At 71.8% G+C, this 15,741-nt stretch carries 15 protein-coding genes and 1 tRNA gene; 6 read left to right on the top strand and 10 right to left on the bottom strand.

Going from position 1 to position 15,741, the window contains the following annotated elements; translation table 11 throughout:
- Nucleotide 1: 1 nt before the first annotated feature.
- From AB0J97_RS05295 to AB0J97_RS05315, 5 genes are all read right to left on the bottom strand, one after another.
- Nucleotides 2–811: a carbohydrate ABC transporter permease gene (locus tag AB0J97_RS05295; protein WP_364084761.1), complete on the bottom strand. Its 810-nt coding sequence runs from the start codon at nt 809–811 to the stop codon at nt 2–4.
- Nucleotides 808–1,677, bottom strand: coding sequence for a sugar ABC transporter permease (locus AB0J97_RS05300; RefSeq protein ID WP_357699089.1), 870 nt, complete (start codon nt 1,675–1,677; stop codon nt 808–810). The genes AB0J97_RS05295 and AB0J97_RS05300 overlap by 4 nt, the downstream gene beginning before the upstream one ends.
- Complete coding sequence (locus AB0J97_RS05305) at nt 1,674–2,984, bottom strand: sugar ABC transporter substrate-binding protein (RefSeq protein WP_364084765.1); 1,311 nt, start codon at nt 2,982–2,984, stop codon at nt 1,674–1,676. The genes AB0J97_RS05300 and AB0J97_RS05305 overlap by 4 nt, the downstream gene beginning before the upstream one ends.
- Nucleotides 2,981–4,132 carry an aminotransferase class V-fold PLP-dependent enzyme gene (locus AB0J97_RS05310; protein ID WP_364084768.1) on the bottom strand — a complete coding sequence of 384 codons (1,152 nt, stop codon included), beginning with the start codon at nt 4,130–4,132 and terminating at the stop codon, nt 2,981–2,983. The genes AB0J97_RS05305 and AB0J97_RS05310 overlap by 4 nt, the downstream gene beginning before the upstream one ends.
- Nucleotides 4,133–4,356: 224 nt before the next feature.
- Nucleotides 4,357–4,430: transfer RNA gene (locus AB0J97_RS05315), tRNA-Lys, on the bottom strand.
- A 101-nt stretch (nt 4,431–4,531) separates the two neighbouring features.
- On the opposite strand from AB0J97_RS05315, the gene AB0J97_RS05320 reads away from it, so the two are divergent.
- Together AB0J97_RS05320 and AB0J97_RS05325 are read left to right on the top strand one after the other, a co-directional pair.
- A complete protein-coding gene (locus AB0J97_RS05320; RefSeq protein ID WP_357699083.1) occupies nt 4,532–5,371 on the top strand; it encodes a MoxR family ATPase in 840 nt (279 codons plus the stop codon).
- Nucleotides 5,364–6,743, top strand: a complete 1,380-nt coding sequence (locus tag AB0J97_RS05325; protein ID WP_357699081.1) for a VWA domain-containing protein — start codon at nt 5,364–5,366, stop codon at nt 6,741–6,743. Before AB0J97_RS05320 ends, AB0J97_RS05325 begins: the two co-directional genes overlap by 8 nt.
- 6 nt (nt 6,744–6,749) lie before the next feature.
- On the opposite strand, the gene AB0J97_RS05330 is transcribed toward AB0J97_RS05325, so the two are convergent.
- On the bottom strand, nt 6,750–7,514 hold the full coding sequence (locus tag AB0J97_RS05330) for a nuclease-related domain-containing protein (RefSeq protein WP_357699079.1): 765 nt from the start codon (nt 7,512–7,514) through the stop codon (nt 6,750–6,752).
- 171 nt (nt 7,515–7,685) lie between these two features.
- Here AB0J97_RS05330 and AB0J97_RS05335 point away from each other — a divergent pair, with 171 nt between their 5' ends.
- Entirely contained in the window at nt 7,686–8,276 is a 591-nt protein-coding gene (locus AB0J97_RS05335; protein ID WP_357699077.1) for a TetR/AcrR family transcriptional regulator, read from the top strand.
- Here AB0J97_RS05335 and AB0J97_RS05340 read toward each other — a convergent pair.
- The 3 genes from AB0J97_RS05340 to AB0J97_RS05350 are packed head-to-tail and all read right to left on the bottom strand — an operon-like array spanning nt 8,235 to nt 11,649.
- Complete coding sequence (locus AB0J97_RS05340) at nt 8,235–9,290, bottom strand: acyl-CoA dehydrogenase family protein (protein ID WP_364084773.1); 1,056 nt, start codon at nt 9,288–9,290, stop codon at nt 8,235–8,237. The genes AB0J97_RS05335 and AB0J97_RS05340 overlap by 42 nt on opposite strands.
- A complete protein-coding gene (locus AB0J97_RS05345) occupies nt 9,287–10,450 on the bottom strand; it encodes an acyl-CoA dehydrogenase family protein (protein WP_357699073.1) in 1,164 nt (387 codons plus the stop codon). Before AB0J97_RS05345 ends, AB0J97_RS05340 begins: the two co-directional genes overlap by 4 nt.
- Complete coding sequence (locus tag AB0J97_RS05350) at nt 10,447–11,649, bottom strand: acyl-CoA dehydrogenase family protein (RefSeq protein WP_364084776.1); 1,203 nt, start codon at nt 11,647–11,649, stop codon at nt 10,447–10,449. The genes AB0J97_RS05345 and AB0J97_RS05350 overlap by 4 nt, the downstream gene beginning before the upstream one ends.
- Before the next feature lie 107 nt (nt 11,650–11,756).
- On the opposite strand from AB0J97_RS05350, the gene AB0J97_RS05355 reads away from it, so the two are divergent.
- The 3 genes from AB0J97_RS05355 to AB0J97_RS05365 all read left to right on the top strand — a co-directional run bounded on the left by AB0J97_RS05355 (nt 11,757) and on the right by AB0J97_RS05365 (nt 14,993).
- Nucleotides 11,757–12,332 carry a GNAT family protein gene (locus tag AB0J97_RS05355; protein ID WP_364084779.1) on the top strand — a complete coding sequence of 192 codons (576 nt, stop codon included), beginning with the start codon at nt 11,757–11,759 and terminating at the stop codon, nt 12,330–12,332.
- 24 nt (nt 12,333–12,356) lie between these two features.
- Nucleotides 12,357–14,741 (top strand): hypothetical protein, encoded by a 2,385-nt coding sequence (locus tag AB0J97_RS05360; protein ID WP_364084782.1) that lies wholly within the window; start codon nt 12,357–12,359, stop codon nt 14,739–14,741.
- A gap of 129 nt (nt 14,742–14,870) precedes the next feature.
- Entirely contained in the window at nt 14,871–14,993 is a 123-nt protein-coding gene (locus AB0J97_RS05365; RefSeq protein ID WP_357699066.1) for a hypothetical protein, read from the top strand.
- Between the two features lie 77 nt (nt 14,994–15,070).
- Here the strand turns inward: AB0J97_RS05365 and AB0J97_RS05370 are convergent, their stop codons facing one another.
- Nucleotides 15,071–15,727: a TetR/AcrR family transcriptional regulator gene (locus AB0J97_RS05370; protein ID WP_364084786.1), complete on the bottom strand. Its 657-nt coding sequence runs from the start codon at nt 15,725–15,727 to the stop codon at nt 15,071–15,073.
- Nucleotides 15,728–15,741 lie beyond the last annotated feature (14 nt).

Consider the following 15,741-nt stretch of genomic DNA (forward strand, 5'->3'; position numbering starts at 1 on the left):
GTCAACCTTTCGTGGCCCCGGCCAGCAGGCCGGAGATGAACTGTTTCTGAAGGATGAGGAAGAGGATCATCATGGGCAGCGCGGAGATCGCGGTGCCCACCATGACCTGGCCGAAGTCGGTCCTGGCCAGCCCCTGGAGGGTGGCCAGCGCGACCGGCAGGGTGAACATCTCGGGCGTGCGCAGCGCGATCAGCGGCCACAGGAAGTCGTTCCACGCGCCGAGGAACAGGAAGACCGCCAACGCCGCGAGCGCGGGCCGCATGACCGGCACCACCACCCGCCACAGCACCCGGAGCTCCCCCGCCCCGTCCACGCGCGCCGCGTCGAGCAACTCGTCGGGTACGGCCTGCAGCGACTGCCGGATGAGGAAGATCCCGAACGGAACGGTCAGGTTCGGCAGGATGAGCGCCGGGAAGGTGTCGATCAGCCCGAGGTCGTTCATCATCTCGAAGATCGGGATGATGGTGACGCCGCCCGGGATCACCAGCGTCGACAGCAGCAGGACGAAGAAGGCGTTCCTGCCACGGAACTCGAACTTGGCGAACGCGTAGCCCGCCAGCAACGCCACGACCAGCGCGATCGACGTCTGGACGGTCGCCACGAGCAGCGTGTTCCCCAGCACGTGGAGCAGGCCGATGGACTCCTCCAGCTTCGCGGTGTTCGCTCCGAGCTGGTCGCCCGGCGAGAACGTGGGCGTGGCGCCGAAGATGTCGGCGTTGGCGTGCGTGGCCGCCATGGTCAGCCAGTAGAACGGGCCGACGCACAGGGCGAAGCACGCGGCGAGCGCGAAGGTCAGCAGCCAGCCCTTCATTTCCTGCCTCCGGTGAGCTTGAGCTGCACCAGCCCGAAGCCGGCCACGATCAGCGTGAGCGCGTAGGCGATCGCCGAGGCGTAACCGAAGTCGAAGTAGCGGAAGCCGTTCTGGTACAGATAGAGGGAGATCGTCAGGGTGGAGTTGTCCGGGCCGCCACCGGTGAGCACGAACGGCTCGTCGAACAGTTGCAGCGTGCCGATCGCCGACAGCACGATCGTCAGCAGCAGGATCGGCCGCAGTTGCGGGACGGTGATCGACCAGAAGCGGCGGACCGCTCCCGCGCCGTCGACCATCGCCGCCTCGTACAGCTCCTTCGCGATGCTCTGCAGCCCGGCCAGGTAGATCACCGCGTTGTAGCCGCAGTAGTGCCAGGTCAGCGCGATGACGATGGCGATTCGCGCCCAGAAGGGGCTGCCCAGCCAGTCGATCGGGCTGACGCCGAAGAGGCCGAGCAGCCAGTTGAGCAGGCCGGAGTCCTTGCTGAGGATCACCGAGAACATCACGCCGTAGGCGACCAGGCCGGTCAGCGAGGGCATGAAGACGCCGAGCCGCCACAGGGCGCGCAGCCGTACGAGCTTGGAGTTGAGGCCCAGCGCCAGCAGCAGCGCGAGGATCAGCATGATCGGGACCTGGACGACGAGGATCAGCGCCGTGTTCCCCAACGACGTCCAGAACAGCGGGTCGTTCACCAGCCTGACGTAGTTGTCCAGTCCGGCGAAGGAACGCGCCGCCCCGGCGCCGGTCGTCAGGCTGATGTAGGCCGCCGCCAGGATCGGATAGGCCTTGAAGCAGACGAAGCCGAGCAGCGCGGGCAGCACCAGGAAGTACGGAACGTTTCTCCTGGTGAGCAGGCGGGCGGTCATCCCGCGAGCTTCCTGCCGGACTGCTGGGACAACTGCTGGGCCGCCTGGCTCAGCGCGGCGGCCGGGTCGGCGCCCTTCAGCAGGACCTGGGTCTGCGCGTCACTGGCGATCTTCAGCGCGCGGGCGTAGTCGCCGGAGTAGTAGGTGGCGTCCGCGCCCTCGCCCAGCGCGTCCACGAAGGTCTTGAGCGCGGGCTGCCCGCCGTAGTAGTCCGTCCTGGCGGTGAACCGCGGGTCGGCGTAGGCGGCGGTCAGAGCGGGGAAGACCCCGCCGTCCTCGAACATCTTGTTGATGACCTCGGGCCTGGTCAGCGCGTACTCAAGGAACTTGAACGCCTCCGCCTTGTGCGGGCTGGTTCCGGAGACCGACAGGTACGTGGAGTTGACGATCGCGGTGCGCTTGCCGCCCGGCACGACGGCCGGCGGCTGCATGACGCGCCAGAGCCCCTTCTGCTTCGGCCACGTCTCGGGGATGTAGCCGACCCCCCAAGCCGCCCACGGCAGCACCGCGACCTTGTCCTCGCTGATCAGCTTCTTCCGCGTCCCCTCGCCGGAGGTGTCGGCGACGATCCCGGCGTCGTTCATCTTCTTGATCAGGGTCATCGCCTGCACGGCGGGCGCCGAGGAGAGCGTGACCGCTCCCTGACGGTCGAAGTAGAAGGCGCCCTGCTGCTGCAGCAGCGACTGGAAGAGGTCCATGTCCACGCTGCCGGCCGCCGGCTTGTTCAGGCCGATCAGATAGGCGCCCGTCCTCTCCTTGAGCTTCTTGCCCGCCTCGATCGCGTCGTCCCAGGTCCTGATCGCCGCGGCGTCGATGCCTGCCTTGTCGAACAGGTCCGAACGGTAGAAGAACCCGACCGGGTTGACCTCCCACGGCATCGCGTACGCCTTGCCGTCCTTGCCGGTGACCGTCGGCCACAGGCCCTCGGCGAAGGCGTCCTTGTACTTGTCGGCGCCCAGCTCGCTCAGGTCCGCCAGCCCGCCGGGGAACTTCTCCATGTATCCGGGCAGGTAGTCGATGCCGATGTGCAGGACGTCCCCCAGGCCCTTGCCTCCCGCGGCCATCCCCACCGTGATCTTCTCCCAGATCGCGGGGTTCCCGACCACCTGGACGTCGACCTTGATGCCGGGGTTCGCCTGCTCGAAGTCCTTGGCCACCGAGGCCAGCCCGTCGGAGGCGGGCTTCCAGCTCCAGACCGTGATCTTCACGGGACCGGTGGACTTCTGGTCGCTCCCGCCCCCGCCGCCGCAGGCCGTGACGGCCAGAGCGAGAGTCGCGGAGACGACCATGACGAGAGGTCGGTTCATGACGATTCCTTTCTCGGGGGGTGCAGGGCGGCGGCCAGACGCTGTACGGCCTCGCCCGAGGTGGTGGCGTGGGGCGAGAGACGGATCCACTCGCCCCGCAGAGTCGTGGTGAGCCCGGCGACGGCCAGCGCGGCATGGACGGCCGCCGGATCCCGGCCGGGCATCGTGAAGGACCCGATGCCGCTCCACTCCGCGGCGCCACGTCCGGGGCCACGCCCGGCGCCGGGCGGCGCCGGCCCGCCGGCGCCGGCGGGCGCGTCCAGCAGCACCCGTGCCCCGGCGGCGCGGGCCGTGTCGAGCAGCTCACCCAGCCGATCGGCCGTCCTGCGGCCGATCTCCGCGACGCCGGCCTCCAGGACCAGCTCGATCGCGACGCCCAGGGCGGCGACGCCGGAATAGTCGGGATTGGTCATCGTGTGCGCGGCCGCTCCCGCGAGCGGCGGCCGGGGCGCGGGCCCCGCCAGCGGGCCCTCGACCCCCGACCACCCGCCGAGCCCCGGCGCCATCAGCCCGGCGACGCGGTCGCGGGCCAGGAAGAGCGCCGCCCCCCAACCGGCGCGCAGCCACTTCTGCCCGCCGCAGACCAGCACGTCGGCGGCCTCCACCTCCAGCGGCACGGCGCCCAGCCCCTGGATCGCGTCCACGACCAGCACGCGTCCCGGCCCGAGCACCTCCTTCAGCGCGCCCAGCGGCGCCGGGTAGCCGGTGAGCGCGTCGACCGCGCTGACCGCGAGCGCCCGCACCGACGCGTCCAGGTGCTCGGCCAGCACCTGGGGGGTGAGGCGCACTTCGTCGATCCACCGCACCCGGAGCCCGCCGCGCCCCTCGAACCGCAGCCAGGGGTAGACGTTCGCGGGGAACTCACCCCGGGGCAGCAGCACCACGCCCTCTCCGTGCAGCGCAGCGGCGGCGGCGAACAGCCCGTGGCTGGTGGAGGAGACGAACGCCACTTCGTGCTCGGCCGCCCGCAGCAGCCGCGCCGCCGCCGAGCGCGTCCGCGCCGCCTGCTCCTCGAACCAGGCCAGCGGCATGTCGCCGACGCGGCGGTGGGCCGACTCGGCCAGGACCGCCGCGACCGCGCGGGAGAGCGGCCCCAGCCGGGCGAAGTCGAGGTAGCCGGAGGGCTCGGCGAAAATTTGAACGTTCATATCCTCTGACGGCTCATCTAGGCATGACGAAGCGGGGAGTGTGCGGCTGACCGGGGATAACAGGGCTCAGCGATATGAACGTTCATATTACGCAGCTTCCTCATGGCCGCAAGCAAAGATTGCATAACGGGCCCGGGGAAGCAGGGCGGCCCAGCGGTTCGACCAGAGCCACCGGACAACGAGAAAACCCCAGCTCAGCGTACTGAACTGGGGCTTTCGTGCGGTGCGCCGCCAGGGACTCGAACCCCGGACCCGCTGATTAAGAGTCAGCTGCTCTAACCAACTGAGCTAGCGGCGCTTGCAGAGAGGAATATACCGGTGATCCGCATGTTGGTCGAATCGACCTCGGATGGACTCCTGCCGCTAGAATAAAGTTCGGCCTGCAGACAGGGAGCATCGATGTTCGACTCGCCCGCCGACGTTACGGCGCGGCTCGCCGCCGTGGACTACCTCTCCGACGACGCCATCTCCACCTCGGTGTTCCTCGCCGCCGCACTGGGCAAGCCGCTGCTGGTCGAAGGGCCCGCCGGCGTGGGCAAGACGCAGCTCGCCAAGGCCGTGGCCCAGGCGACCGGGTCCGAGCTGGTCCGCCTCCAGTGTTACGAGGGGCTCGACGAGGCCCGCGCGCTGTACGAGTGGAACTACAAGAAGCAGCTGCTCCGCATCCAGGCGACCAGCGCCGACGACGACATCTTCACCGAGGAGTTCCTGCTGGAACGCCCCCTGCTGAAGGCGATCAGGTCGGCCGACCCCACCGTGCTGCTGATCGACGAGACCGACAAGGCCGACGTCGAGGTCGAGGGGCTGCTGCTGGAGCTGCTGTCCGACTTCCAGGTCACCATCCCCGAGCTGGGCACGATCGCCGCCACCCGCAAACCGTTCGTGCTGCTCACCTCCAACGCCACCCGCGAGCTGTCCGAGGCGCTCAAGCGGCGCTGCCTCTACCTGCACATCGAGTACCCGACGCCGGAGCGGGAGCGCGACATCGTGCTCGCGCAGGTGCCGACCATCCGGGCCGACCTGGCCGAGCAGCTCGCCAGGACGGTCGCGACCATGCGGGCGCTGGAGCTGAAGAAGGCGCCGTCGGTCGCCGAGACCGTCGACTGGGCCAACACGCTGCTGGCCCTCGGCCGGGAGGAGCTGGACGAGGCGACGGTGGCCGGGACGCTGGGCGTGGTCCTCAAGCACGCCTCCGACCAGACGCGGGCGATCAAGGAGCTGGGGCTGCCGGATGCCTGAGCGCATGTCGCTGGTGGACCGGCATGTCGGGTTCGTGCACGCGCTGCGCGAGGCGGGCCTGCCGGTGTCGCTCGCCGAGGGGCTCGACGCGGCCCGCGCGCTGCGGGTGATCGACCTGAGCGAGCGCGAGTCGCTGCGCGCCGCCTACGCGGCCACGCTGGTCAAGAAGCCGGCCTACCGTCCCGGCTTCGACGTGCTGTTCGACCTGTGGTTCCCGTCGTCCACGACCGGCATGCACGCCCCGCGCCCCGGCGACGCAGGGCTCGACCCGCGGACGGCCCCGGTGACCGAGCTGCGCGACCGCCTGGCCGGGCTGCTCACCGGCAGCACGGACGCCGAGCTGCGGGAGTTCGCCCAGGCCATGGTCGAGCGGTTCGGCCGCCAGCAGACCACCGGGCCCGGCCGCCAGAACTGGTTCTCCTACAGCGTCCTGCGCGCCCTGTCCCCCGAGACGCTGATGGCCCGCATCCTGGCGAACGTGCTGGCCGGGCAGGAACGCGGCGGGCTGGCCGAGAAGACCGTGCGGCAGCGCGTCAACGGCAACATCCGGCGCTTCGAGGAGGCCGTGGCCACCGACGTGCGCCGCCGCATCGCCGAGGACTCGGGCATCGAGCGCATCGCCCGCTCGGCCGTGCGCCCGCCGCTCGACCAGATCGACTTCCTCCGCATCACCCGGGCCGACCTGGCCAGGCTGCGCAAGGAGGTCTACCCGCTGGCCAGGCGGCTGGCCGCGCGGCTGACGATCAAGCACAGGAAGGGGCGCAGGGGGCGGCTGGACTTCCGGCGGACCGTGCGGGCCTCGCTGCAGAGCGGCGGCGTGCCGCTGACCACGCACTTCAAGCCGCCCCGGCCGCACAAGCCCGAGCTGGTCATCCTCTGCGACACCAGCGACTCGGTCTCGTCGTTCGCCCACTTCACGCTGCTGCTGACGTACGCGCTGCGGGAGCAGTTCACGAAGGTGCGGGCGTTCGGGTTCGTGGACCGGGTGGACGAGATCACCCGCTTCTTCGTGCCCGGCGCGGACGTGGTGGAGGCCATGACGAGGCTGGCGGACGAGGCCGACATGGTGCGCTTCGGCCGGACGAACTACGGCCACGCCCTGGAAGGCTTCGCCGAACGCCATGCCGACGCCATCGGCCCGCGGACCTCGCTGCTGATCCTCGGCGACGCCCGCTCCAACTACCAGCCGCCCGCCCTCGACGTGCTCAGGCGCCTGACGTCGGGGGCCCGCCACGCCTACTGGCTCAACCCCGAGCCCAGGCCGCAGTGGGACACCGGCGACTCGGTCGCGAGCGAGTACGGCACCGTGGTCGAGATGCACGAGTGCCGGAACGTCGCCCAGCTCACCGCGTTCATCGAGACCCTGGCCTGACGGCGGTCAGACCTTCTGCAGCTCCCTGGCCGCGGTGCGGGTCAGCAGCTCGACCTGCTGCTCGGTGAACACCACGCCCTCGACCGCCCTGATCCGCCGGGAGACCAGGCGCGGCTTGATCAGCGCGAGGCCCTCGCCGACCACGACGCCGCCGCGCGGCAGCAGCCCGCAGTGGACGGCCAGCATGGGCGAGATCGTGACCTCGATCCCGGTCTCGCGGGTCAGCAGTTCGGCGAACGCCTCGGCGGTGTCGACGAGCGGCTTGGCCCATTTGCTGCCGTACTTCTCGCTGAAGAACAGCCTGCCGTTGTAGCAGCCGATCTCGGTGTCGGGGCTCCAGGACTCGTTATCGATGACCCAGATGCCCGTCGGGCCGATCACGAGGTGGTCGATGGAGGCCTGGTCGCGGATCGCGCGGCCGTCGAGCACCTGGTAGCCGCGCCTGGCGAGCTGCCTGCGCAGCAGCCGGCCGGTGATCAGCTCGCCGCGCCGGGCGCCGCGCCAGACGGCCGTCGCGCGGAACGAGCGCCAGTCGATGAACCAGTCGACGGCGGCCACCAGACCGGCGGTGACGGCTCCCCAGAACAGGATGAACTCCGAGCCGAACCGCAGCGCGAGCAGGACGCCGGCCACCGCGCCCACGCCCGCCTTGACGTAACGGGACCGGCGCCGGTTGGGCGCGTCCTCACGCCAGAACTTCTCGTACCACCACTGCGGGGATGAGCCTGTGTACTTCTCGTCCTGCTGCACGTAGATAGAGCCACCGGGCACGGCAAACTCCCCGAGTCAGTAGAAACCTTCAGGATCTGCCACTCCGAAGATCCTCACCGGTCTAAGTGATACCCATGCTTGAACCAAGGCGAGCCTAAGGTGACGTAAATAGAACCCGCAAGACCGTCAACCGACCAGTCGGTATGCTATGGCGGTGACAAGGGGGACGAAGTGAAGGAAGAACCCGTTCGGCAGCGGTTGCTCGCCGAGGCTACCCGGCTGTTCGCGGCCCGCGGATTCGAGGGGACCTCGGTCCAGGAGATCGTCCTGGCGGCCGGCGTCACCAAGGGCGCCATGTACCACTATTTTGACTCAAAAGACGATCTGCTGCACGAGATCTACGCCCGCCTGCTCCGCATGCAGATGGACCGCCTGACGCGCATCGCCGACGGTCCGGGCACGGTCCGCGAGCGGCTGCACCGGGCCGCGGCCGACGTCGTGGAGACGACGACCGCGAACCTGGACGACTCCAAGATCTTCTTCAGGTCGATGCACCTGCTCGCGACCGAGAAGCAGAAGACCGTGCGCGCCGAGCGCCGCCGCTACCACGAGCGCTTCCGCGGCCTGGTCGCCGAGGGGCAGCGCACGGGCGTCCTCAGCGACCGGGTGCCCGCCGAGCTGGTCGTCGACTACTTCTTCGGCTCGGTGCACCACCTGGGCACCTGGTTCCACACCGACGGGCCGCTGACCGGCGCCCAGGTGGGCAGACACTTCGCCGACCTACTGCTGAACTCCCTCGGGGCCGGGGACGCCGGCGAGTGAGGCCAGCGCCTCCCGGTGGTCTCCGGGGGTGCCGAGCGCGATCTCGGTGGCCTTGGCGCGCTTGAGATACAGATGCACGGGATGCTCCCAGGTCATCCCGATCCCGCCGTGGAGCTGGACCGCCTCCTCGGCGGCGTGCACCGCCACCCCCGCGTTCCACGACTGCGCCACCGCGACCGCGATGTCCCCGGGATCGGCGGCCGCGGCGCGGGCGGCGGCCCTGGCCCTGACCACGTCCAGCCAGAGGTCGGCCAGCCGGTGCTTGATCGCCTGGAACGAGCCGACCGGCCGGGCGAACTGGTGGCGCTCCTTGACGTAGGCGAGCGTCGTGTCGAGACACCACTCGGCCACGCCGACCTGTTCGGAGGCCAGCAGGCCCGCACCGAACCGCAGCACGCCGGCCAGGTCGCACGCGCCGACGTCGCGGGCCGGCGCCCCGGCGAGGGTGACGGAGGCGACCGGCCTGGTCAGGTCGAGCGAGGGCACGACCTCGACGGTGGCGCCCTCGACCTCGTACAGCCTGCCCTCGAAGGGCACCAGGAGCACGTCGGCGACGTCCGCCCCGGCCACGCCGGTGACGGTCCCGGACAGCCGCCCGCCCGCCAGCCGCAGCGACGACCCGCGCCCCGGCCGGTACGGCGAGGCCGCGAACGACACGACCAGCGCCGCCGTCCTGCGCCCCTCGGCCAGCTCGCCGAGCAGGGGGTCACCGGTGGGCAGCAGCGCCCGCGTGGCCAGCACCGCGCTGGTCAGGAACGGCACCGGCGCCACGGCCCGGCCCAGCTCCTCCAGCACGACGGCCACCTCGCTGGCCGACGCGCCCGCGCCGCCCAGCTCCTCGGGCACGAGGAGCCCGGCGACGCCGATCTCGCCCGCCAGCGTCTTCCACAGGTCCAGGTCGTAGGGCTGCGACTCGACGCGCCCGAGCACCGCGGCCGGCGGGCAGCGGTCGGCGAGCAGGCCGCGCACGGCCGCGCGCAGCTCCTCCTCGACCTCGGAGTAGAGCAGGGTCATCGCGGCAGGTCCTTCCAGGGCACGTCCTTGTCGACGCGGGGCTCGGAGGGCAGGCCGAGCACCCGTTCGGAGATGATGTTGCGCAGGATCTCGGACGTGCCGCCCTCGATCGAGTTGCCCTTGGCCCGCAGGTAGCGGTAGCCGGGGCCGCGGCCGTAGAAGTCGACGTCCTCCGAGCGGCGGAACGTCCAGTCGTCGTAGCCCAGGTCGCGGCGGAGCTCGACGTCGAAGCCGGACAGCGCCTGGTTGAGCCGGGCGAACGACAACTTCATGCCCGAGCCCTCGGGGCCGGGCTGCCCGGCGGCGAGCTGCTCGCGCAGCCGGGCCCCGGACAGGCGGGTCACCTCGGCCTCCACCCACAGCGCCAGCAGCCGCTGGTGCAGGTCGTGGGTGCGCAGCTCGGGGTGCTCGCGCCAGGCCGCCAGCACCGCGCCGACCATGCCGCCGCCGCGCCGCACGGGCGCGCCGCCGATCGCGACGCGCTCGTTCATCAGCGTGGTCTGCGCGACCCGCCAGCCGTCACCGACCTCGCCCAGCCGCAGGTCGTCGGAGAGCCGCACGCCGGTCAGGAACACCTCGTTGAACTCGGCCTCGCCGGTGATCTGCCGCAGCGGCCGCACCTCGACGCCGGGGGCGTGCATGTCGCAGACGAAGTACGTCATGCCGCGGTGCTTGGGCACGTCCGGGTCGGTGCGGGTGACCAGGATCGCCCATCGCGAGTGGTGGGCGCCCGACGTCCACACCTTCTGGCCGTCGACCACCCACTCGTCGCCGTCCCTGACCGCGCGGGTGGCGAGGGTGGCCAGGTCGGAGCCGGCGCCGGGCTCGCTGAAGAGCTGGCACCAGATCTCCTCGCCGGTCCACAGCGGGCGCAGGAAGCGCCGTCTCTGCTCCTGCGTGCCGAACGCCAGGATCGTCGGCGCGGCCATGCCCAGGCCGATGCCCTGGACGCCGCTGTTGATCTGCGGCGTGCCGGCCAGCTCGTGCTCGACCACCTGCTGCAGCTCCCTGGCCGCGCCGAGGCCGCCGAGCCCTTCGGGGAACCAGACCCAGGCCAGCCCGGCGTCGAACCTGGCCCGCAGGAACTCCAGCCGGTCCCCGTCGGGGTCGTGCTCGCCCAGGAACGCGCGCACGCGCTCCTTGATCTGCGCTTCGTTCACATGAACCTCTTCAGCTCGCGATAGGCCAGGGACCGCTTGTGGACCTCGTCGGGACCGTCGGCCAGGCGCAGGGAGCGGGCGCCCGCCCAGAGCGCGGCCAGCGGGAAGTCCTGGGAGACGCCGCCCGCGCCGTGCACCTGGATGGCCTTGTCCAGGATCCATTCGACGGTGACCGGGGTGGAGATCTTGATGGCCTGGATCTCGGTGTGGGCGCCCTGGTTGCCCACGGTGTCCATGAGCCAGGCGGTCTTGAGCACCAGCAGGCGGAGCTGCTCGATCCTGATCCGGGACTCGGCGATCCAGTCCTGGACCACACCCTGCTGGGCGATCGGCTTGCCGAACGCCGTCCTGGCCAGGGCCCGCTCGCACATCAGCTCGACCGCGCGCTCGGCCATGCCGATCAGGCGCATGCAGTGGTGGATGCGGCCGGGGCCGAGCCTGGCCTGCGCGATGGCGAAGCCGCCGCCCTCCTCGCCGATCAGGTTGTCGGCCGGGACGCGCACGTCCTCGAAGATCACCTCGGCGTGGCCGCCGTGGTCGGCGTCGGTGTAGCCGAAGACGTGCATCCCGCGCTTGACGTGCAGCCCCGGGGTGTCGCGCGGCACCAGGACCATGCTCTGCTGCCGGTGCTTGGGCGCGTCGGGGTTCGTCTTGCCCATGACGATGAAGATCTTGCAGTTGGGGTTCATCGCGCCGGAGATGAACCACTTGCGGCCATTGATGACGTACTCGCCGCCGTCGCGGACGATCGAGGTGGCGATGTTGGTGGCGTCGGAGGAGGCGACGTCGGGCTCGGTCATCGCGAAGGCCGAGCGGATCTCGCCGTCGAGCAGCGGGCGCAGCCACTCGTCGCGCTGCCACCCGCTGCCGAACATCGACAACACTTCCATGTTGCCGGTGTCGGGGGCGGCGCAGTTGGTGGCGGTGGGGGCGATGCTGGGACTGCGGCCCATGATCTCGGCCAGCGGGGCGTACTGGAGGTTCGTCAGGCCGGCGCCGTGCGCGCCCGGCAGGAACAGGTTCCACAGGCCGCGCTTCCTCGCCTCGTCCTTGAGGTCGTCGAGCAGCGGGGGCGGGCTCCAGCCGGCGGCCGCGGCCTGCTCCTCGAAGGCGGGCTCGGCCGGATAGACGCATTCGTCCATGAAGCGGAGCAGGCGCTCGCGCAGGTCCTCGGTGACGGTGTCGAAGGCGAAGTCCATGCCGGTGAGCCTACCGACCGGCCGGTATGGCTGTCGACAGGTGGTTCCCCGCAAAAACCGCCAGGTGGCCGTCAACCTGCGACGGGACCGCGTCCTATCGTGGCGGCATGACCGCCAAGCTGCCCGCGCCCGTGGTGCTGGAGAACGACGTCGTACGCCTCCAGCCCCTCACCCTGGAACACGTTCCGGACCTGTTCGCCGCCGGAGGCGGGGACGACGAGCTCTGGCGCTGGCTGCCCGCCGCCACCCCGCGCACGCAGGAGGACCTGGCGAGGACGGCCCGCGCGCTCATCGACGACGACCTGCACATCCCGTTCGTGGTGATCCCCAAGGAGACCGGACTTCCGGCCGGCTGGACGACCTACATCGACGTGCCCGGCTTCGACGACAGCGTCGAGATCGGCTGGACCTGGTACGGCCAGGCCCATTGGCGCACCGCGCTGAACACCAACTGCAAGCTGCTGCTGCTCGACCACGCCTTCGGCCTCGGCTACAACCGCGTCCTGCTCAAGACCGACGTGCTGAACCTGCGTTCCCAGGCCGCGATCCGGCGCATCGGCGGCGTGCACGAGGGCACCCTGCGCCGCCACCGCAGAAGGCCCGACGGCACCTGGCGCGACACGGTCTATTTCGGCATCCTCGAAGAGGAGTGGCCGGAGCACCGGGCTCGACTGAACCGCTGAACGGAAGGCGGCATCTAATCCCGCATGACTGATCGGCTGGGAGGCTACTGGCTCGGCGCCCGGCTCGACGGCGGCGGGCGGACGACCGTCCGCGAGGCCTACGACGAGTCGGGCGGTCGCCATGCGCTCCACCTGCCCGGGCCGGGCGCGTACGCACAGGTCAGGGAGGTGCGGTCGGTGCACGCCGCGCGGCTGGTCGAGGCGTGCCCGCAGGGCGATCCGCCGTATCTGGTCAGCGAGTACATCGAGGGGCCGACGCTGCGCCAGGTCGTCGACCGGCACGGCCCCTTCGCCGGCGACGACCTCTACCGCCTGGCCGCCGCCACGGCCACCGCGCTGGCCGCGGTGCACGAGGCGGGGGCGGTGCACGGGTCGCTCACGCCCGACAAGATCATCTTAGGCGCCGACGGGCCGCGCCTGGTGGGGCTGGGGCTGGCCGACGCCGAGGCGGGCCCGGCCGGTGACGTCCAGGCGTGGGGGCGCGTCCTGCTGTTCGCCGCGTACGGGCTCACCGAGCGATTAGGCAACGGGGAGCGCCTCGACCGGCTGTTACGCGGCCTGGTCGCCGCCACGCTCCACGACGACCCCGAGCAGCGCCCGGACGCCCGCGGCCTGCTCATGTCCCTGCTCGACGCCCCTCAGTCGCAGCTCGGCCGCCTGCTGCCGCCCGAGCCCGTCGACGACCCGCCGCTCGGCGCCCGCGCCGAGGCGATCTACCTCCAGCTCTGCCGGGCAGACCAGGATCTGGTGCCCGAAGTCTTCCTCCGCCTGGTCGGGCTCGACGACTCCGGCGGCGACACCGTGGCCCCCGCACTCCGCGACGACCTGGTCGCCGGACGCGCCCCCGACGAGGTGGCCGCGATCGACCGGGTCCTGGAGACGTACGGGAAGGCCGGCATCCTGACGATCGCCGACCGGGGGCCCCTGACGATCACGTACGCGGCGCTGCTGCGGGCCTGGCCGCGCCTGCACGAGTGGCTGGACAGCGAGCGGGACGGCCTGGCCGTGCACCGGGAGCTGGCCCGGGCGGCGCGGGCCTGGGACGCGGGCGGGCGCCGCGAGTCCGACCTCTACCAGGGAGAACCCCTCGACCGGGCGCTGGCGTGGGCGGCCGGCGGGCGGCGGCGGGTCACCCTGAGCGCCGGCGAGCAGACCTTCCTGGACGAGGGCCTCGGACGGGCCCGCGGCGGGGCGCGCAGGCGGCGGGCGCTCATGGCGGGGCTGCTGTCGGTCGCGGTGCTGGCGGCGCTGCTCGCGCTGTGGCAGCGCGGGGCCGCCGACGGGCGGCTGGAGCAGGCGATGGCCAAGGTGGCCGCGTCGCGGGCCGAGGCGCTGCGGGTGGCCGACCCGGTGACCGCGCGCCGGCTGAGCCTGGCGGCCTGGCGCCTGGCCCAGGTGCCGCAGGCGCGGCGGGCGCTGACGGCGGCGGCGGCCGACCCGGCCGTGGACGTCTTCACCGCCCCGGAGGCCGGGCCGCACTCGTTGTACGCGATCAGCGACGACGGCTCCCGGCTCGCCACGCTGACCGGCGCCACGGTACGCGTCTACGACGTCCCCGGGCGCCGCCGGCTGGCCGAGACGAACGGTCCCGAGCAGAGCGTGCGGGCGATGGCCTGGTCCCCCGACGGGCGCACGCTGGCGTTCGTGGGCGTGGACCGGTCGTACCTGTGGGACACCGCGTCGGGGCGGGGCGTCGGGCCGCCGTTCGGGAGGGGGCTGGGCGCGCCGGGCGAGCAGTCGGCCTGGTTCAGCCCGGGTGGCGGGCTGCTGTTCGCGGCGGCCCGGCAGTCGGGTGAGCGGTGGGCCTGGGACCTGCGGGCCCGCCGGGCGGCCTTCGTCGGCGAGTACGCCGTGGCCGGTCCCGGCGACCGGGTGGCGCTGACGTTCGAGGGCCGGCGTTCGGCGATCAGGCGCGGCGGCCGCGTCACCCCCGCGCCCTGGCTGGACCGCATGCCGTGGGAGTACACGACGTTCGCGCCCGACGGCGAGCGGGTGGCCATCGCCGAGGAGACCGGCATCCAGATCTACGACCTGGACGGCGTGCCCGTGCTCGGCACCCGCCTGCGGCCCTCCCCCGGCCACCTGCGCTTCAGCCCGGACGGCCGGCTGCTGGCCGGGACGGACAACGACCGGGTGCGGGTGTGGCGCGTGCCCGACCGCACGTTGCTGGCCGAGCGCCAGGTGCCGGTGGGCGGCGCGGACCAGCCGGCGCGGGCGGTGCTCGCGGGCGACGGGCGCACTGCGCGCGTGCTGGCCGCGGGCGGGACGGTGCTCACGCTGGACCTGGCCCCCTCGCCCGCGTCCGGCGACCCGGCGTCGGCGGTCTGCGCCCGCTACGGGGGCCTGTCGGCGGCGGACTGGGCCCGCCACCTGCCCGAGGTGCCCTACCGCGCGACCTGTCCCGGCTGATTTCCGGTTATACGCGAATATTTCTCGAATTCGTGCCGTGGATCGTGAACCAACCTCTTGCCGGGCACGTAACCGTAGTCATACGGTCACCGTGAGCTGTTGTTCGACGAGAAGGAGAGTTCCCCCCGTATGGGCAGGCATGAGGCACCCCCCAAGGACGAGTCGCCCGAGGCCGGCGCGGCCGACGACCACCGGGAGCCTCGCGGCGGCAAGCACGCGAGGGACGGCCAGGACGCGGGCGGCGACGACTAGGCCGCCGGCAGGTCGCGCACAGACCGCGGCACAGGCCATGAACAGGCCATGAACCGGCGATGCAGGCGCCGGCGGTCCTATCCGCCGGCACCTTCGCCACGCAGGCCGGCACCTTCGCCACGCAGGCCGGCACCTTCGCCACGCAGGCCGGCACCTTCCTCACGCAGGCCGGCGCCTTCGCCACGCAGCATGCCGGCGAGCAGGTCCGCCATCGCGAGGGTGAGCTCGTCGAGGGTGGGCACGGCGCCCGCGCCCGCGATCGCGTCGAACATCAGCCCCTCCCCGAAGGCCACGAGCTGGCGGGCGTGGCGCACCGGGTCCTTCGACCCCAGGGCGGCCAGCATGGCGAGCGCCGGGTCGCGGAACCGGCGGCCCGCCCGGTCGTAGATCTCGCGCAGTTCGGGGCGTCTGGTGGCCTCCAGGGCCAGTTCGTAGCGGGCCAGGGTGCGCCGGCGGTCGTCCAGCTGCACGCGCAGCACCTCGGCCATCCGGGCGGGCAGGCCGTCGAGGGTGAGCGGCCCCGGCTCGTACGCCGGGGCCATGACCTCCATCTCCAGCTCGGTGAGCCGGGACAGGGTCAGCTCCAGCAGCGCGGCCCGGGTGCGGGCCAGGTTGGACGTCGATCCGGGCGGCAGCCCGGCCGCCTCGTCCACGGCGCGGTGGGTCAGGCCGCGCATGCCTCGCTCGGCCAGCAGGGTGATGGCCGTGTCGGCGACGGTCTCCGCTCGTTTCACGGACCGAATACTAC

It is taken from the genome of Nonomuraea sp. NPDC049607 (assembly GCF_040675375.1).
Classification (GTDB): domain Bacteria; phylum Actinomycetota; class Actinomycetes; order Streptosporangiales; family Streptosporangiaceae; genus Nonomuraea.

Bases quoted from the DNA above. Each gene is read 5' to 3' on its own strand.
- AB0J97_RS05295 (WP_364084761.1), bottom strand. From the start codon at position 811: ATGAAGGGCTGGCTGCTGACCTTCGCGCTCGCCGCGTGCTTCGCCCTG.
- AB0J97_RS05300 (WP_357699089.1), bottom strand. From the start codon at position 1,677: ATGACCGCCCGCCTGCTCACCAGGAGAAACGTTCCGTACTTCCTGGTG.
- AB0J97_RS05305 (WP_364084765.1), bottom strand. From the start codon at position 2,984: ATGAACCGACCTCTCGTCATGGTCGTCTCCGCGACTCTCGCTCTGGCC.
- AB0J97_RS05310 (WP_364084768.1), bottom strand. From the start codon at position 4,132: ATGAACGTTCAAATTTTCGCCGAGCCCTCCGGCTACCTCGACTTCGCC.
- AB0J97_RS05320 (WP_357699083.1), top strand. From the start codon at position 4,532: ATGTTCGACTCGCCCGCCGACGTTACGGCGCGGCTCGCCGCCGTGGAC.
- AB0J97_RS05325 (WP_357699081.1), top strand. From the start codon at position 5,364: ATGCCTGAGCGCATGTCGCTGGTGGACCGGCATGTCGGGTTCGTGCAC.
- AB0J97_RS05340 (WP_364084773.1), bottom strand. From the start codon at position 9,290: ATGACCCTGCTCTACTCCGAGGTCGAGGAGGAGCTGCGCGCGGCCGTG.
- AB0J97_RS05350 (WP_364084776.1), bottom strand. From the start codon at position 11,649: ATGGACTTCGCCTTCGACACCGTCACCGAGGACCTGCGCGAGCGCCTG.
- AB0J97_RS05355 (WP_364084779.1), top strand. From the start codon at position 11,757: ATGACCGCCAAGCTGCCCGCGCCCGTGGTGCTGGAGAACGACGTCGTA.
- AB0J97_RS05360 (WP_364084782.1), top strand. From the start codon at position 12,357: ATGACTGATCGGCTGGGAGGCTACTGGCTCGGCGCCCGGCTCGACGGC.
- AB0J97_RS05365 (WP_357699066.1), top strand. From the start codon at position 14,871: ATGGGCAGGCATGAGGCACCCCCCAAGGACGAGTCGCCCGAGGCCGGC.